The 15,556-nt window shown below is 70.4% G+C and carries 13 protein-coding genes; 4 read left to right on the forward strand and 9 right to left on the reverse strand.

From position 1 onward, the window contains the following. The first annotated feature begins 1 nt into the window (after position 1). Genes E9549_RS08675 through E9549_RS08685 form a run of 3 tightly spaced genes read left to right on the forward strand, consistent with a single transcriptional unit; the run spans position 2 to position 2,669 of the window. Positions 2-733 carry an ATP-binding protein gene (locus E9549_RS08675; protein ID WP_236826143.1) on the forward strand — a complete coding sequence of 244 codons (732 nt, stop codon included), beginning with the start codon at positions 2-4 and terminating at the stop codon, positions 731-733. Further along, positions 733-1,950, forward strand: a complete 1,218-nt coding sequence (locus E9549_RS08680) for a hypothetical protein (RefSeq protein WP_236826144.1) — start codon at positions 733-735, stop codon at positions 1,948-1,950. The genes E9549_RS08675 and E9549_RS08680 overlap by 1 nt, the downstream gene beginning before the upstream one ends. Continuing rightward, positions 1,947-2,669, forward strand: a complete 723-nt coding sequence (locus E9549_RS08685) for a helix-turn-helix domain-containing protein (RefSeq protein WP_236826145.1) — start codon at positions 1,947-1,949, stop codon at positions 2,667-2,669. Before E9549_RS08680 ends, E9549_RS08685 begins: the two co-directional genes overlap by 4 nt. A gap of 127 nt (positions 2,670-2,796) precedes the next feature. Here E9549_RS08685 and E9549_RS08690 read toward each other — a convergent pair whose 3' ends face one another. The 7 genes from E9549_RS08690 to E9549_RS08720 all read right to left on the reverse strand — a co-directional run bounded on the left by E9549_RS08690 (position 2,797) and on the right by E9549_RS08720 (position 11,890). Then, complete coding sequence (locus E9549_RS08690) at positions 2,797-3,612, reverse strand: DUF3800 domain-containing protein (RefSeq protein WP_236826146.1); 816 nt, start codon at positions 3,610-3,612, stop codon at positions 2,797-2,799. A gap of 188 nt (positions 3,613-3,800) precedes the next feature. Further along, a complete protein-coding gene (locus tag E9549_RS08695) occupies positions 3,801-5,735 on the reverse strand; it encodes an AAA family ATPase (RefSeq protein ID WP_236826147.1) in 1,935 nt (644 codons plus the stop codon). Positions 5,736-6,136: 401 nt separating this feature from the next. Then, a complete protein-coding gene (locus E9549_RS24460) occupies positions 6,137-6,451 on the reverse strand; it encodes a DUF2188 domain-containing protein (protein ID WP_374201428.1) in 315 nt (104 codons plus the stop codon). A 125-nt stretch (positions 6,452-6,576) separates the two neighbouring features. Beyond that, complete coding sequence (locus E9549_RS08705; RefSeq protein WP_236826148.1) at positions 6,577-9,450, reverse strand: vitamin B12-dependent ribonucleotide reductase; 2,874 nt, start codon at positions 9,448-9,450, stop codon at positions 6,577-6,579. A 144-nt stretch (positions 9,451-9,594) separates the two neighbouring features. Further along, positions 9,595-10,119 carry a transcriptional regulator NrdR gene (gene nrdR / locus E9549_RS08710; protein ID WP_236826149.1) on the reverse strand — a complete coding sequence of 175 codons (525 nt, stop codon included), beginning with the start codon at positions 10,117-10,119 and terminating at the stop codon, positions 9,595-9,597. A gap of 426 nt (positions 10,120-10,545) precedes the next feature. After that, the gene (locus E9549_RS08715) at positions 10,546-11,268 is read right to left on the reverse strand and encodes a hypothetical protein (protein ID WP_236826150.1); all 723 of its coding nucleotides are present in this window, start codon (positions 11,266-11,268) and stop codon (positions 10,546-10,548) included. Between the two features lie 124 nt (positions 11,269-11,392). Continuing rightward, entirely contained in the window at positions 11,393-11,890 is a 498-nt protein-coding gene (locus E9549_RS08720) for a LysM peptidoglycan-binding domain-containing protein (RefSeq protein ID WP_236826151.1), read from the reverse strand. Between the two features lie 205 nt (positions 11,891-12,095). Between E9549_RS08720 and lexA the strand changes: the two genes are divergently transcribed. Beyond that, entirely contained in the window at positions 12,096-12,860 is a 765-nt protein-coding gene (gene lexA, locus E9549_RS08725; RefSeq protein WP_236826152.1) for a transcriptional repressor LexA, read from the forward strand. A 67-nt stretch (positions 12,861-12,927) separates the two neighbouring features. Here lexA and E9549_RS08730 read toward each other — a convergent pair whose 3' ends face one another. Continuing rightward, positions 12,928-13,716 (reverse strand): enoyl-CoA hydratase/isomerase family protein, encoded by a 789-nt coding sequence (locus E9549_RS08730; RefSeq protein WP_236826153.1) that lies wholly within the window; start codon positions 13,714-13,716, stop codon positions 12,928-12,930. Continuing rightward, positions 13,713-15,542 carry an iron ABC transporter permease gene (locus E9549_RS08735; protein ID WP_236826154.1) on the reverse strand — a complete coding sequence of 610 codons (1,830 nt, stop codon included), beginning with the start codon at positions 15,540-15,542 and terminating at the stop codon, positions 13,713-13,715. Before E9549_RS08735 ends, E9549_RS08730 begins: the two co-directional genes overlap by 4 nt. Positions 15,543-15,556: the final 14 nt, after the last annotated feature.

A 15,556-nucleotide genomic window follows, 5' to 3' on the forward strand; every position in this document is an offset into this window, starting at 1 on the left:
CATGCCCGAAACCGTCGTCACCACCCCGTTCTTGATCGAAGGCGTCGACACCGCCGACACCGTCCTGCGCAACCAGGCGATCGGGCTGTTCGACGGGCCGGTCGGCACGGGCAAGACCACCACCGCCGAGTGGGTCGCCTCCCAGCAAGAAGTCCCCACCATCAACCTGACGATGCCACCCCGACCGGCGAAGCTGACCGCCCTGCGCAAGATCGTGCGCGCGCTCAGCGGCGACGACTTCGACGCCAGCGGCGACGCCCTGGAAGACGCAGCGATCGATCTGCTGCGCGACTGGAACGGCCTGCTCATCGTCGATGAGGTGCAGACGATCGGCGGGCAGGGCATCAGCGAGCTGCGCTACATCCACGACGTCACGCGCGAGTCCTTCGGACTGCTGCTCGTCGGCAACGGGGTGGAGACCGCGATCCGCACCCAACCCGCCCTGGACGACCGCGTCCTCGTCCGCGCCCGCTTCCAACGGCTGACCGGTGACGACCTGATGACGGTGCTGCACGACCTGGATCCGCGGCTCAAGCGCACCGCGGCCGGCATCCTCGCCAGGCTCGACCAGCGGCACTGCCGCGGCCGGCTACGCGACTGGTCGCAGATCCTCCTGCTGCTCGACTCCGACTACCCCGAGGCCACCAGGATCGACGGCGCGCTCGCCGACGAGCTGCTGCTACGGGTGGACCGTCGAGACATCGTGGACAGCTCCGACCAGGACGTGGCCTGATGCGCATCACACACACGCACAACCCGGTTGAGATGCCCACCAGCCAGCTGCTGGACCTGAACGCGCCGGACGCCGGCACGCTGGCGATCAGCATGCGGCCGGGCAGCAAGTACGGGAACTGGGTCTACCGGGACCTGCTGGCCGCGATGGGCAAGGACCGGGACTACGCCGCCGCCCGCACCCAGTCCGTCGCCGACGACCGCGCCGTGACTCAGGCCTACCTGCGCGCCCACACCATCCAACGGATCGTGGTCGTGCACTGCGAGTGGGCACGAGCCCGCACCCGCGACGAGGGGCTGGGCTATCTGCTGGAGCTGGCCGACGACCTCGACCTCGACCTGGACCTGGTCAGCGAGCTGGACCGCAACAGCACCGCCCGCAACTGGGTCGCCGCGACCGGAGGCGACCTGCTCGACTGGGACCCGCAGCGCTTCCAGGCGCCGGCCGAGATCATCGAGCGGCGCGGCACCTCTGCGTTCCCTCCCGAGGTTCCGTACGTGGACTTCCCGCTGTTCCGGGCCACCTGCCGGCGACTCCTCAGCCCTGAGGAGTTCCGGCAGGTGGACAACGCCTACGTATTCGCCTTTCGCAGCGCTCGGGCCATCCTGACCGGCGACCTCACCGAGGCCGAGACCATCAACTTCCTGCGCGTCCAACTGGCATCGGTCGTGAATCCGGCCCACGCAGCGACGATCCTTCGGGCCTGCCAAGCGGCGGCGTTCGTTAACGGCATTCTGCTCAAGATCGACCTGAGCAGCCTCGGCTACTTCATCGCCGACGCCACCCATCGTCGGCTGACCGGCGACGAACTACGGCTAGTCCGCCGCCTCTACGCCCCGTGGAAGGCCGCGGCAGTCGTGCTCACCGACGCCCAGCTCAGCATCGAGCAGCTCCTCACGCTGCAGGTCAGCGACGTAACCGACACCGGCGCGGTGACCGCCGCCGGCACTCCCGTGCCGCTGTGCGACGAGGGCCGGCTACACCTGCGCGCCCTCCGCTTTCAGCGGTGTGCTGAAGAGGCCAAGCGCCGCACGGCCGCCACGACCCGGCTGTTCACCAGCGAAGCCCCGGCAATCCGCACCGCCCTGCACGCCGCACGGCGCGACCTGGGACTCCCTTTGACCATCCCCCGCTGGCGCGACGCCACCGGCAAGCACCCGTTCGTGACAGACCTCGACCTCAGCGTGCACCGACTGCGCGACGGAGCCGCGGCGTGAAATCCGAACCGATCAACGGGCACATCGTCCGCCGCCGCCGGCAGATGCTCGGCGACCAGGGCACCCTGCGGGCCTTCGCCCGCCGAACCGGGCTGTCTGGCCCCAGCGTCCGATCCATCGAAACGACCAACCGCATCCCCGGCGAGACTCCGCTGCACCAACTAACACGTATCGCCGACGTCCTCGGCGTCCCCGTCACCGACCTGCTGCCCCGCCACGACGGCGATGCATCTCCGCACCCCGAAAACCCGTACGAACCCGGCACCAGCGACACCCTTGCCGCAGACGTCAGCCGCCTCGGCCGCCTGCTGCTGCAAGACACGCGGCTCCTGCGCAAGGTCACCATCGCCACCGTCTTCCAGTGGGACCGCGCCAGACTTCGCGCCGCCCAAGACGCCCTCACCGCCCAGCTGCAACCCGCCGGCATCACCATTCACGAACTCAACGGCGGGATCGCCTTGCGCCCTATCGACAGCAGCGGCGACGAGGACGCCGACCGCGTCGCCTCCCATCGGATCGCCTCGGACGGGATGGACCTGCGCCAGGCAGAAATCCTTCACGGCATCATGACCGGCCGGCTGCACAGCACCCGCCTGCAAGAAGACAAACTGATGCCGTTGGCCGGGCTCATGAACCTGGGCATCGTCTGTCATGAACTGAACGGCGGCAGCAACAGCCACCGCCTCACCCCCGACGCCGCCTACGCATTCGACGCCTGACCGCGGCGCGTCTGACCACCGACTACGCCTGGAGCAGGGGCGAAGCGATCCCCCCGAGGCCACAAGTCGCCTGTTGAGCGCTTGAGCACCCACCGACCTCTCCGCCTGGCCACACGGCAATTGCCGATCAAATGGCGGTGCGGCTCACACACGGCGGGCAGGGGCATTGCCGGAACTTGGCTGTGATGTGAATGAGTCCGCTTAGTTCGCCGCGGTCGTTGGTGTCGACCAGCGGCCACAGTCCGGTGGAGTGCGTCTGGTCGCTGGTCGGCTGGTAATGCCGCCACAGCGCGTACGCGACAAGATCGGCGGCCTGGATCAGGCGGCTGGCTCGGCTATCGATGAACAGCGGCACCTGCAGCAGAGAGTCCAGCCCAGCGCCCTTGCGCTGCCAGATCCGGGTCTGCTCCTGGATGCGGCGTTCGTGCTGCTGCCGGCGATCGTGAATGATCACGCCGCGCTGGTGGGAGGGTGCGGTGGCGTTGAGGCGGCCGAGCATCTCGTCGAACCGGTGCAGAACGTGTTCGTAGGCGTAGGCGTCGGCGGCCTTGACCGGCCCGTACCGGGGATGGCTGCGGTCGATGACGGCGCCGAAGATGCGCGGCGGGTAGGCCGGGTCGGTCGGAGCGAGCGTGGTGATCGCGGTGTGGACGTCGGAGAGGATGGCGAGACGGACCGCGGAGGGAACGCCGACCCATTCGCTCGGTTGAGTCGCCGGGTAGGGCGGCCGAGCCGGTCGTCCCCGGGAGGGCGTCTTGAGCTCTTTCGCGTGCAGTTCGTACTGGTCGGCGTCGAGCCCGAGCGGGGTCAGGTGCTGGGTGAGCACGCCGTGCAGCGCCTGTTCAAGGAGGCGGACGTCGGCCTCGTGCACGGCGAGTCCGGCGAGCAGCAGTACGGGTGCTCCGCTGTGCGTGCCCGACTCGTCCAAGGCCAGGACGTACACCGGGTGTTCCTCCTATCAGCGGCGGAGGCGCCCTCCCAGCCGGGGGGCGCCTCCACTTCCGGCCAGCCGGCCGGCTACCCGGGCCGGTTCCCGCTTACGCAGTCCCGGCTCCGGGTGACGGTTCCCGCATACGCAGTCCGTCGCATTGAAGTGTATCGGCGGGCTCCGACAGAACTGGAGCCGGACGGCTAGCCCGTTCCGCCGGGCAAGGCGGCGACCGCAGCGACAATCTTCTCCAACGTCGCAGACCGGTGCCCGTCCCGGTGCAAGCCGCGCACCACCGTCCGCACCAGGTACCCGTTCTTCATCGTCGACTCCGGCAGCCCCATCGACCGAGCCGTAGACGCATACGCCGACCGCACCACCGCCACGTTTACTTCGTCGTCCAACACCGCACGCAGGCTCGGCTTGGCCGCCGCCCACCGCTCCGTGACCTCGGTCTCCGGGCGCTCCTCCCCCGGCCCGCCGGCCAACCGGGACAGCATCGCGTTCAACCGCAGCGCATCCGCATCGCTGTGCTGCCCCGCCGGCTTCTCGTCGGTGTCGAACAACACGAACACCGGCACCCCGAGTTGCCGGATGATCTCGGCGGCGAGCAACAGGTTAGCCTTGCCGTCGACTGCGACCAATGCGATCCCGGCACCTGCCAGATCGGTACCGGCCGCCTGAGCGGCGCCGTCGATCAAGCCGACGTCCTCATCCCCCTCGACTAGGACCACCGCGTCAGCGAACAACCCCTCCGAGACCGCCGACCCGAGCAGCGCCGGCAGTTGCGCAGCAACCCGCGCAGCAGTCCACGGCTTCCCCGCCCCGTTGCGAACCTCGTCGAGACGCTCAGCGATCGCGGTGAGCGAGGCCGCGTAGGCACGCGTGCACGCCGCTGGCCCCGCCTGGGCGCCGACGGGGCACAACCGCAGCAGCCGCACCGCCGGGACATCGTCCACACTGACGAAGTACGGGCTGTGCGTCGTGTACACCACCTGCGTCGAGCGGGCCGTGTCACCGGCCAAGTCCGCCAGTACCCGGGCGACATACCGCGCCCGCACCGGATGCTGATACACCTCCGGCTCCTCGATCACCAGCAGCAACCCCGGCTGCCCCGGCGCATCACCGCGGCGCGCATCCAGCAACGCGCGCAGCAGCGAGAACACGTACGCGCGTTGCACCCCGTGTCCCTGCCGGCCGATGTCGGCCTCATGGCCCGACTCGATGATCCGGGCCCGGACCGGCGGCGGCGCCAGCGACGGCAGCCGCGGCTCCCACGCCAAGGTCACCTGCGTGCCCGGTGCGAACGCCGCAATCTGCTCGGTGATGCTCGCTGACAAGTCATCCAGCCGAGTCCCGGCGCCATCGGCGAGGATCTGCTCGTACTCGCGAGCTGTCCTCGACGACAACTCCGCCAGCTCACCGTCCAGGTCCAGACCGGACCGGACCGTCAGCTCGACGAGCCGCCCAAGGGTGCTGCCCCTACCGTCGGACGCGTCGTCGGCCGCGTCCCTCATCGCCGGCAACACCAGCAGCTCCAACAGTCCACCCAGATCCCATACGCCGCCACCGCCAAACCGCAGAGTCGCGTCCGGGCCGGACTGGGTCGCCGCCTCTGGGTGCGCCGCTTCATACGCGTCCATTGCGTCCACCGCCGCCTGCTTGCTCGAACACCCGGGCAGGCCGTCATCGAGCGTCGCGCGGGCCTTCGCGTACAGCTCCTTCACCGTGGCAGCCGGAGCACCAGCAGACACCGCGGCCCGTACCTCGACAAACTCCGGCACCTGCGCCCGCTCACCCGACCAGGCCACCACGGGACGACCGTTCTCCCCGATCACTCGCGACCGCGTGATCACCAGGTCACCCACGCCGTTCAGCCATGGCCGAAGCCGCTCAGCCCACTCCAGCGGCAGGTCGGTGATCGTCGCGGTCACCGACAACTCAGGCTCACCGAGCCCGTCAGTCACATCGTCGTCATCCAGGTCGACCTGACCGAACAAGAACTGCAACGCCCGGACCGTGCTCGACTTCCCCGCCCCGTTCGCGCCGATCAGCGCCGTCAACGGATCGAACGGCAACTCCAGCCCATGCAGGCAGCGCAAGCCCCGCACCGAGATCCCCGCCAGCCGCGCCGCCACCCCACTCCCCCTCTACCTTGCCGAACCCGACCGCCACCGTTGATTTCGTCCCCGGCAGCACTTGGGGAGGCGCAGCACCGCCGCCCCTCCCCAAGGCCCGTCGTCAGATCAGCGGCCAGTCCTCGTAGCCCACCCGCATGACCCGCGGAACCCTCGGCACACGTGGCACTCGCGCACTCCGAGTCCGCGGACTCGGCGGAGTACGCACCTTGTGCGCCTTGTTGCCCTTCCGGATCAGTCGATCCTCGATGACCTCACCGAGATACCGACCATTCCGCGCGTCAAAGACCTCCGACCCGTCGAACTTGCCGACATGCGAACCGTCCTGCCGAGAAAGTTGGTCCCCATCCCGGAATCCGAACGAGGCACCATTCCAGGTCCACAGCCACTGGTCCACGAGATCACTTCCGATCCCGCGGCGGATTCGGGTCATTCCCTGGCGCGACCGTGTCCGAGTCCCGAACCCTGCCGTCCCGACCATGGATGCGCACCTCACCACCGCCGGCGTTACGGACGATGTCACGTGCCCGGTCCGTCGCCTCCGACTGCGTCCGCGTGTGCGCGCTCGCCCGAGAAGCCCCGGGCGCCCGCACATCCCAGCCACCATTCTTGCCCGGCACCACGTGCCGATCATTCTTAGTCACCGGAACTCTCACCACCTTCCAAGCATCGTTTCGTACTGTGACAGAACTCGGCCCATGCCGTGGATACCGCACAGAACGTCGATCTGAGTCTCACTGCGCGATCCGAGTCTCACTCAAGTCACATCGGAGTCTCACCGATACGTTATTCGAGTCTCATGGAGCCGCGATTTCGGTCTCATTTACCTTCACGTTTCCCATCAGCTGCAGCCGCTGGTGGAGCCGCAGCCCTCGCAGACGTAGCAGCTGCCGGCCGGCCGCATCTTCGTGCCGCAGGTCATGCACAGCGGCGCGTCGGTGGCGGTGCCGGTGACCAGCTCGAGCAGCTCGGCCGAGGAGTGGGCCTCCTTCACCGACTTCGGGCCCTCCGGCGTGACCTTCTCCTGGGCGGGAGCCGTCTCGATCGGCGCGGAGCCGCGCAGCTGCTCCAGGTCGACCTCGTCCTCCTCGACGACCGTGGCCGTCGACGCCGAGGTGCCGTAGCCGGCGACCTGGGCCGCCCGCTCCTCGGCGGTGAAGATGCCCAGGGTGGCCCGCTTCTCCACCGGCAGGTGGTCCAGCGCCAGGCGGCGGAAGATGTAGTCCATCACCGACTGGGCGATCCGGATGTCCGGGTCGTCGGTCATGCCGGCCGGCTCGAACCGCATGTTGGTGAACTTCTGGATGTAGGTCTCCAGCGGCACACCGTGCTGCAGCGCGATGGACAGCGAGATGGAGAAGGCGTCCATCACACCGGCCAGGGTCGACCCCTGCTTGCCGAGCTTCAGGAAGACCTCGCCGAGGCTGCCGTCCTCGTACATGCCGGCGGTCATGTAACCCTCGGCGCCGGCCACGCTGAACGAGGTGGTGACGCTCGTCCGCTTCTTGGGCAGCCGCTTGCGCACCGGGTGCGAGACCGGGCTCGGCGCGACCTCGGCCTCGACGGCCTTCTCCGCCTTCTTGGCCTTGGCGTCGGACAGCGGCTGGCCGACCTTGCAGTTGTCGCGGTAGATCGCCAGCGCCTTGAGGCCCATCTTCCAGCCCTGGAAGTAGATGTTCTCGACGTCCTCGACGGTCGCCGTCTCGGGCATGTTGACCGTCTTGGAGATGGCGCCGGAGATGAAGGGCTGCACCGCGGCCATCATCCGGACGTGACCCATCGGGGAGATGGCCCGCTCACCCATCGCGCAGTCGAACACCTCGTAGTGCTCGGGGCGCAGGCTCGGCGCGTCGACGACGTGGCCGTGCTCGGCGATGTACTCGACGATCGCCTCGATCTGCTCCTCCTGGTAGCCCAGGCTGCGCAGCGCCCGCGGCACCGTCTGGTTGACGATCTGCATGGAGCCGCCGCCGACCAGCTTCTTGAACTTGACCAGCGAGAAGTCCGGCTCGATGCCGGTCGTGTCGCAGTCCATCATGAAGCCGATCGTGCCGGTGGGGGCCAGCACCGAGGCCTGGGCGTTGCGCCAGCCGTTGTCGGCGCCGATCTCCAGGCACTCCTGCCACTGCTGCGTGGCGACCTTCAGCACGTCGGCGTCGTCGGCACCCACCGGGCGGATGGCGTCGTTGGCGGCGGCGTGCTTGCGCATCACCCGGGCGTGCGCGTCCGCGTTGCGGGCGTAGCCCTCGTACGGCCCGACGATGCCGGCGAGCTCGGCCGAGCGCCGGTAGGCGGTGCCGGTCATCAGCGAGGTGATGGCCGCGGCCAGCGTCTGGCCACCGCGCGAGTCGTAGGCGTGGCCGGTGGCCATGAGCAGGGCGCCCAGGTTGGCGTAGCCGATGCCCAGCTGGCGGTAGGCCCGGGTGGTCTCACCGATCGGGTCGGTCGGGAAGTCGGCGAAGCAGATCGAGATGTCCATCGCGGTGATGACCAGCTCGACGGCCTTCACGAAGTTCTTGGCGTCGAACGTGCCGTCGTCCTTGAGGAACTTCATGAGGTTCAGCGACGCCAGGTTGCACGAGCTGTTGTCCAGGCTCATGTACTCCGAGCACGGGTTGGACGCGTTGATGCGGCCGGTCTCGGGGTTGGTGTGCCAGTCGTTGATCGTGTCGTCGTACTGGATGCCGGGGTCGGCGCACTCCCACGCGGCCTGGGTGACCTTGCGGAACAGCGACTTGGCGTCGACGGTCTCGATGACGGAGCCGTCGAGGCGGGCCCGGAGACCGAACTCGTCGCCCTCCTCGACCGCGCGCATGAACTCGTCGGAGACGCGCACGGAGTTGTTGGCGTTCTGGTACTGGACGCTGGTGATGTCCTTGCCGCCGAGGTCCATGTCGTAGCCGGCGTCGCGCAGCGCGCGGATCTTGTCCTCCTCGCGCGCCTTGGTCTCGATGAACTCCTCGATGTCGGGGTGGTCGATGTCGAGGACGACCATCTTCGCGGCGCGGCGGGTGGCACCACCGGACTTGATGGTGCCCGCGGAGGCGTCGGCGCCGCGCATGAAGGACACCGGGCCCGAGGCGGTGCCGCCGGAGGAGAGCAGCTCCTTGGAGGACCGGATGCGGGAGAGGTTCAGGCCGGCGCCGGAGCCGCCCTTGAAGATCAGGCCCTCCTCGCGGTACCAGTTGAGGATCGAGTCCATCTCGTCGTCGACGGCGAGGATGAAGCAGGCGCTGACCTGCTGCGGCGCGCTGGTGCCGACGTTGAACCAGACGGGCGAGTTGAAGCTGAAGTACTGGTGCAGCAGCATCCAGGTCAGCTCGTGCTCGAAGATCTCGGCGTCGCCCTCGGAGGCGAAGTAGCCGTGCTCGCGGCCGGCCTCGGTGTAGGTGAGCACCACCCGGTCGATGAGCTGGCGCAGGCTCGTCTCGCGCTGCGGGGTGCCGACGGCACCGCGGAAGTACTTCGTGGTGACGATGTTGGTGGCGTTGATGCTCCACTCGGACGGGAACTCGACACCGCGCTGCTCGAAGTTGATCGAGCCGTCCCGCCAGTTGGTCATGACGACGTCGCGACGCTCCCAGGTCACCTCGTCGTACGGGTGCACACCAGCGGTGGTGAAGACGCGCTTGATCTTGAGGCCCTTGGCACGGCTGGGCGTCTTGGCGCTGCGGCGGGTGCGGGCGCCGGCCACGCGGTCGTCGGTCTCGGTCATGGTGTGGAGCTCTCCCTGGTCGTGTGTCGCGTGGTGCATCGCGGGGCTGCGCGGTGGTGCTGCGCGGTGGCGGATCGGGGGCTGGGGAAGAGCCGCGATCGGTAACTGCTCGAACTGCTGTCTATCGGGTGGCACCGACAGTTCTCAGGTGCCGGCGGGGGTGCCGGACGGCACCGGCTGACGGGGTGCGGGCGGCCCCTCCTCCCCCGGCGGCGCGCCGCCGGACTGCCGGGCCCGGAGCTCGGCGATCTCCCGCTCGAAGTCGGCCACCGAGGTGAAGGAGCGGTAGACGCTGGCGAACCGGAGGTAGGCCACCTCGTCCAGTTCGCGCAGCGGGCCGAGGATGGCCAGGCCGACCTCGTGGCTCGGCACCTCCGCGGCGCCGCTGGCGCGGATGGCGTCCTCCACCTGCTGGGCGAGGAGCTTGAGCTGGTCCTCGTCGACCGGCCGGCCCTGGCAGGCCCGGCGGACGCCGGCGACGACCTTGCTGCGGTTGAACGGTTCGCTGACGCCGTTGCGCTTGACGACGGCGAGCACCGCCTCCTCGACGGTGGTGAACCGCCGGCCGCACGCAGGGCACGAGCGGCGACGACGCGTCGTGGCGCCCTCGTCGGCCTCCCGCGAGTCGATCACCCGGCTGTCGGCGTTGTGGCAGAACGGGCAGCGCACGATGGTTCACCTCCTCCGCCGGGCGCCCGCCACCGGCTGCCTGTGGAGCTCCCTGGGGACATCCGGTGGACGCCGCGGGGAGAACCTGAGGATGGGCCTGTGGACGGGCTTACAGCTGTGTAACTACTAGATGTAGGGGAACCCTAGGACGGCGCCCACAAGATGTGCAAGTGATCGTTTCTCCGGCGTGTTCCGCCCCGACACTGCGGTGCGCAGGCGGAACAGCGGCCCCCAGCCGTCACAGCGGCACCGCGGCGACACGCCGACGAACGCCCCGCGGGAGGGCACCCGTCGCGCCGGGCACGGTCGACCGCACACCCGACACACCGCGAGCGCGCCGGCCACCCGGCCGACGACCACCCGGAGGCCATGTACGGCAGCAGGGCGAGGCCGGCCGCCGGGCCTCCGTCACGGGGCGCGAGCGGGTCAGACGTGGACGGCGCCGTCCAACCGGGGCCGCCGGGAGTGCGGGACCTGGTTCCCCAGGCGCATCGGCCGGGTGAGCAGGTCGGGCTCGACGTCCGCGGGAGGGGTCCAGCCGTGCCCGGCCGGACGCCGCTCCACCGGGTGGGCGGCGCGCGCCGCGGGCACCGCCCACGCGCCGGACCGGTTGCCACGCGCCACGACCGGCCCACCCGTCACGACCGGCTCGAGGTGACCGGTGTCGGCGGCCCGGTGCCGACCGACGGCAGGGGCGGAAGCGGTCGCCGGGGCCCGGTGACGACCGGCCGCGGTCGCCGGCCTCGGAGTGGCCGGGCTCTCGGCGACCTCGGGAGCCCGCCGACGCCCCTCGGGGCGAGCGGTGGCCGGGCGGACGCCCGCATCCCGCTCCAGCGGCAGACCGGCGGTCTCGTCATGGGCGACCGGGCCGGCCTCCTGCGACGGGGAAGGCGCCTGCGCGGGCATCACCCGCGTCGCCGGGACGGCCTCGGCGGGCGGCGGCTCGGGCAGTCGCACCGCTGCCAGATCGGTCCAGGCCGTGCATTCGACACCGTCGACCACGACGCGGACCCACATCTGGCAGGCGCCCGCGTCGTCGTGCCGCCAGCCCAGGAGCTCGCCGGCGCACCAGTTCCCCGCCTGGTGGACCTCGACGACCTGGGGCTGGCTGGTGAACACCGCGGCGCGACTCTCCATGACGCTGGACACGGGATGACCGTAGGCGGGCCATGAGCACACTGCGTGAACGCGCCGACACAGAGGGTTGACGAAGTCGTCGAACGGGCATTGTGAACCTCTCGCCATGGCCGCGCGGCCGCACGGGACCGGCCGATCAGGGCAGCAGCAGCACCTGACCGGGAGCGATCGCCGCGCTCCCGAGCTCGTTGAGCCGGCGGATGTCGACGATGACGTCGCGCACGTCGCGCCCCCCGGCTGCTGCACCCGCGATCGACCAGAGCGTGTCCCCGGGTTCCACGATCACCTTCGTCGTGCCCATCAGCTCCAGCCCGCCCCCGTCCTCGCCGAGGGCGGCGCCGACGAGGGCGACCACCCCGAGACCCAGGAGCAGGACGGCCACCGCGACCACGCGGCGCCCGCGCGCCGTCAGCCGGAGCGGTGGGACCGGCGGCGGCACCGCCCGGCCGGCGACCGTCCGGGCGCGGCCCGCCGGCCGGGACTCCCCCTGGCGGGTCGCGGGCGCGACGGGTTCCGCGTAGGCGCGGGGCGGTGGCAGGACCCTCAGGTGGCGCGCGGGCACCCGCGCCGCGCTGCCGTGCGCCACGCCCACCGACGACTCCGCGCGGACGCGCAACGCAGCACCGCTGTCCATGTCTCCCGCCCTCCTGGCCGGCACCCCGCCGGCCCGAACACCTGTTCGATTCGAACGCCTGTCCGATGTCTACCGGACGATGCCGACAGAAGCGATGCGACACGGAGAACTTTCGAACGTGTGTTTGAACTGGCCCGGGATCGGCGCTACCGTTCAGCGGACGACGACGGTCGAGCGCTGCACGGGCAGCCGGCGAGGAGGAGACGTGGCGGACTCGAGCGGGACCTCCGGCGGTGGGCGCGGCACGCGCGGGGCGACCCCGGAGGCGGGCGGCACCGCGTCGGTGCGCACCTTCCCCGATCGCACGGCTGACGGCGACGGGCTCACCCAGCGGCAGCGGCGGGTCCTCGAGGTGATCCGCGACTCCATCGACCGCCGGGGCTACCCGCCGTCGGTCCGGGAGATCGGCGAGGCGGTGGGGCTGTCGTCGGCGTCCTCGGTCGCCCACCAGCTGTCCGTGCTGCAGAAAAAGGGCTGGCTGCGGCGCGACCCCAACCGGCCCCGCGCGCTGGACGTCCGGCTCCCCGGTGACACGGGCCGGGGCGCGGCCACGCACGCCGAGCCGCCGGTGGTCGCCGACGGCGAGCAGGCCTCCGCCCCCACGTACGTCCCGCTCGTCGGGCGGATCGCCGCCGGTGGCCCGGTCCTGGCCGAACAGGCGGTGGAGGACGTCTTCCCGCTCCCCCGCGAGCTCGTGGGCGAGGGGACCGTCTTCATGCTCAAGGTGGCCGGCGACTCGATGGTCGAAGCCGCCATCTGCGACGGCGACTGGGTCGTCGTCCGCCAGCAGCCCACTGCCGAGAACGGGGAGATCGTCGCCGCCATGATCGACGGCGAGGCGACCGTCAAGACCTACAAGCGGCGGGACGGTCACGTGTGGCTGCTGCCGCACAACCCGGCCTACGAGCCCATCCCGGGCGACAAGGCGACGATCCTCGGCCGGGTGGTCTCGGTCCTGCGCCGGGTCTGACGACACGACGTCGGTGGCCGGCCGGGGCTTCGTGCCGGCCGGCCACCGACGTGCACGGGCGCGGTGATCAGCGCCGCTGGTAGTTCCCGTCCCGCTTCTCGAAGAAGGCCTGCAGCGCCTCCTGGTGGTCGTCGGTGCGGAACATCTCGAGGAAGCGCTTGGTCTGCAGCGCCTGCCCTTGCGCGAAGTCCATCTCGAACGCCCCGGTGACCGCCTCCTTCGTCGCCTCCACGGACAGCGGCGCACGGGTGGCGATCCGCTGGGCCTTCGCGAGCGCGGCCGTCATGAGGTCGGCCGGCTCGTGCACCTCCGTGACCAGGCCCCAGTTCAGCGCCTGCTGCGCGGTGTACCGGGCCCCGGTCAGCAGGATCTCCTTGGCCGGCCCCAGGCCGATGACACGCGGAAGACGCCAGAAGCTCACGATGAGCCCCACGTTCACCCCGGCAGCCACGAAGAACGCCTCGGTGGATGCGATGCGGATGTCGCAGCAGAGCGCGAACTCCAGCCCGCCGCCGATGGTCGCCCCGTTGATCGCGGCGATCACCGGTGCCCGGAAGTTCTGCACCCCGTTCAGCACCCGGCCGAACCCGGCCAGGTAGTCCTCGAGCTGCTCGTCGCTCATGGACTGGTCCTCGCCGAGGTGGGCACCTGCGGTGAACGCCCGCCCCTCCCCGGTGATGACCAGGCAGCGCACCTGCTCGTCGGCGTCCAGGATGTCGAGCGCCCTCATGAACGACCGCCGGCTCTCCCAGCTGAAGGTGTTCGAGGGCGGGCTGTCCAGGGTGAGGACGGCGATGTGCGGGGTCTCGTAGCGCAGGTGGACCCCGGGGCCTACGTCGGTCGTGGTCACGGTCATGCGGCTTCCTCCGAGGATGCGTGGGCGTCTGGACGGGGCGTCGTCCGGCGACGGCGGGACTCGCCGGGCCGGTGGTCGAGCAGTCGCATGGCGATGACCGCCACGACGATGTTGATCAGCAGGATGACCACCGAGAGAGCACCCACCCGCTGGTACAGCGACTCGTTGGACAGGTTGTAGAGGACGGTGGCGATGGTCGGGTTGGCGCCGGTGTAGAGGAACACCGACATCTCCAGCTCCCGGAACAGCAGGACGAAGTTGAGCAGCCCCGCCGCCAGCAGCGACGGGCGCAGCAACGGCACGGTGATGCGCCGCCAGGTGCGAGCCCACGAGGCGCCCAGGCTCCGCGACGCCTCCTCGACCTCGGCGCCGATCTGCCCCATGCCCGCGTGCACGTAGGCGAAGGTCAGCGGTAGCGCGCTGCCGACGTAGGCGATGAGGAGGATGGTGAGCGACCCGCCCAGACCGAACGGCGGCGCGGCGTAGGCGATGATCAGCCCGATACCGAGGACGGCGCCCGGGAACGCCAGCGGGGCCGCCATCGCCGGTGCGATCACCGCGTTGCTGCGCGCCCTGGTCCGGTGCACGAGCCACGAAGCGAGCAGCGCGAGCGCGAGCGCCAGCACCGTCGCCGCCACGGCCAGGAAGAAGCTGTTGCCCATGGCCGCCGTGATCAGCGGCTGGCTGAACACCTGCTCGTAGTTGCCGGTCAGCGTGAAGTTGTCCGCCCCGAACGGTCGCCCGAGGGCCTCGCGGAACGACGTCGCCAGCAGGATGCCGAACGGCAGCACGATGCTGAGGACGACGACCAGCGTGCAGAAGGCCAGCCCCGCGACCCGGCCGGCGGGACCGAGGTGGGTCAGCTCCTGCCGCCCCGGCTTGCCTCCGATGACGGTGAACTTCTTCCCCCCGACGAGACGCCGTTGGACCAGCAGCAGTCCCGCGATGATCACGAGGATCGGCACGGAGATGACCGCCGCCGCCTCGATCCGGGGCGGGAACTGCATGAGGCTCAGCAGGACGGTCGGGATGGTCTGGAACCCGGTCGGCGCACCCAGGATGGCGACCGGGCCGAAGATCACCGCGGCGCTGACGAAGACGAGGATCGACCCGGCGATCAGCGCCGGCGCGATGACCGGGAACGTCACCGTCCGGAGCACCCGGGCCCGGGAGGCACCGAGACTGGCCGCCGCGTGCTCCAGCGCCGGGTCGATGCCCTCGAGCGCGGCCGACACCGGGAGGAAGACGAGGGGGTAGAGGAAGAGGGAGAGGACGAAGATGATCCCCCACGGGCTGAAGATGTCGAACGGCGCGGACTCCAGGCCGAAGAGGGACATCAAGGTGGTGTTCAGCAGCCCGTTGCGCGGCCCCAGCAGGAGGATCCACCCGAGTGCGGCGATGAAGCTGGGCGCGGCGAAGGTGAGGACCGCGGTGCCGCGGAAGAAGCGCCGGAACGGCAGATCCGTCCGCACCGCGAACCAGGCGACGGGGAGGCCGAGCAGGAGGCTGCCCACCACGGTGCCCGAGGCGATCCACAGCGAGTTGAGGATCGCCTCGACCAAGCGGGGTTCGCTGGCCAGCAGCCCGTAGTTGCCGAGCGTGAACCCGCCGTCGTCGGCGACGAAGCTCTGGCCGAAGACCTGCGCGACCGGGTAGCCGATGAGGGCGACGATCGCGACCACCCACACCCAGCGCATGGCGCGCTCGAAGCCGGTGCCGCGCCGATGGGCCTGCCGTCGGCGGCGGGGCGGAGCCCCGGTGTCCCGGGGCACCCCGGCCGCGTCGGTGCCCGACGCGGCCGGGGCGGCGGAGCTGGTCAGCGCCATGACGGGCGGCCCGG

Source organism: Blastococcus sp. MG754426, from assembly GCF_021699055.1.
Lineage (GTDB): Bacteria > Actinomycetota > Actinomycetes > Mycobacteriales > Geodermatophilaceae > Blastococcus.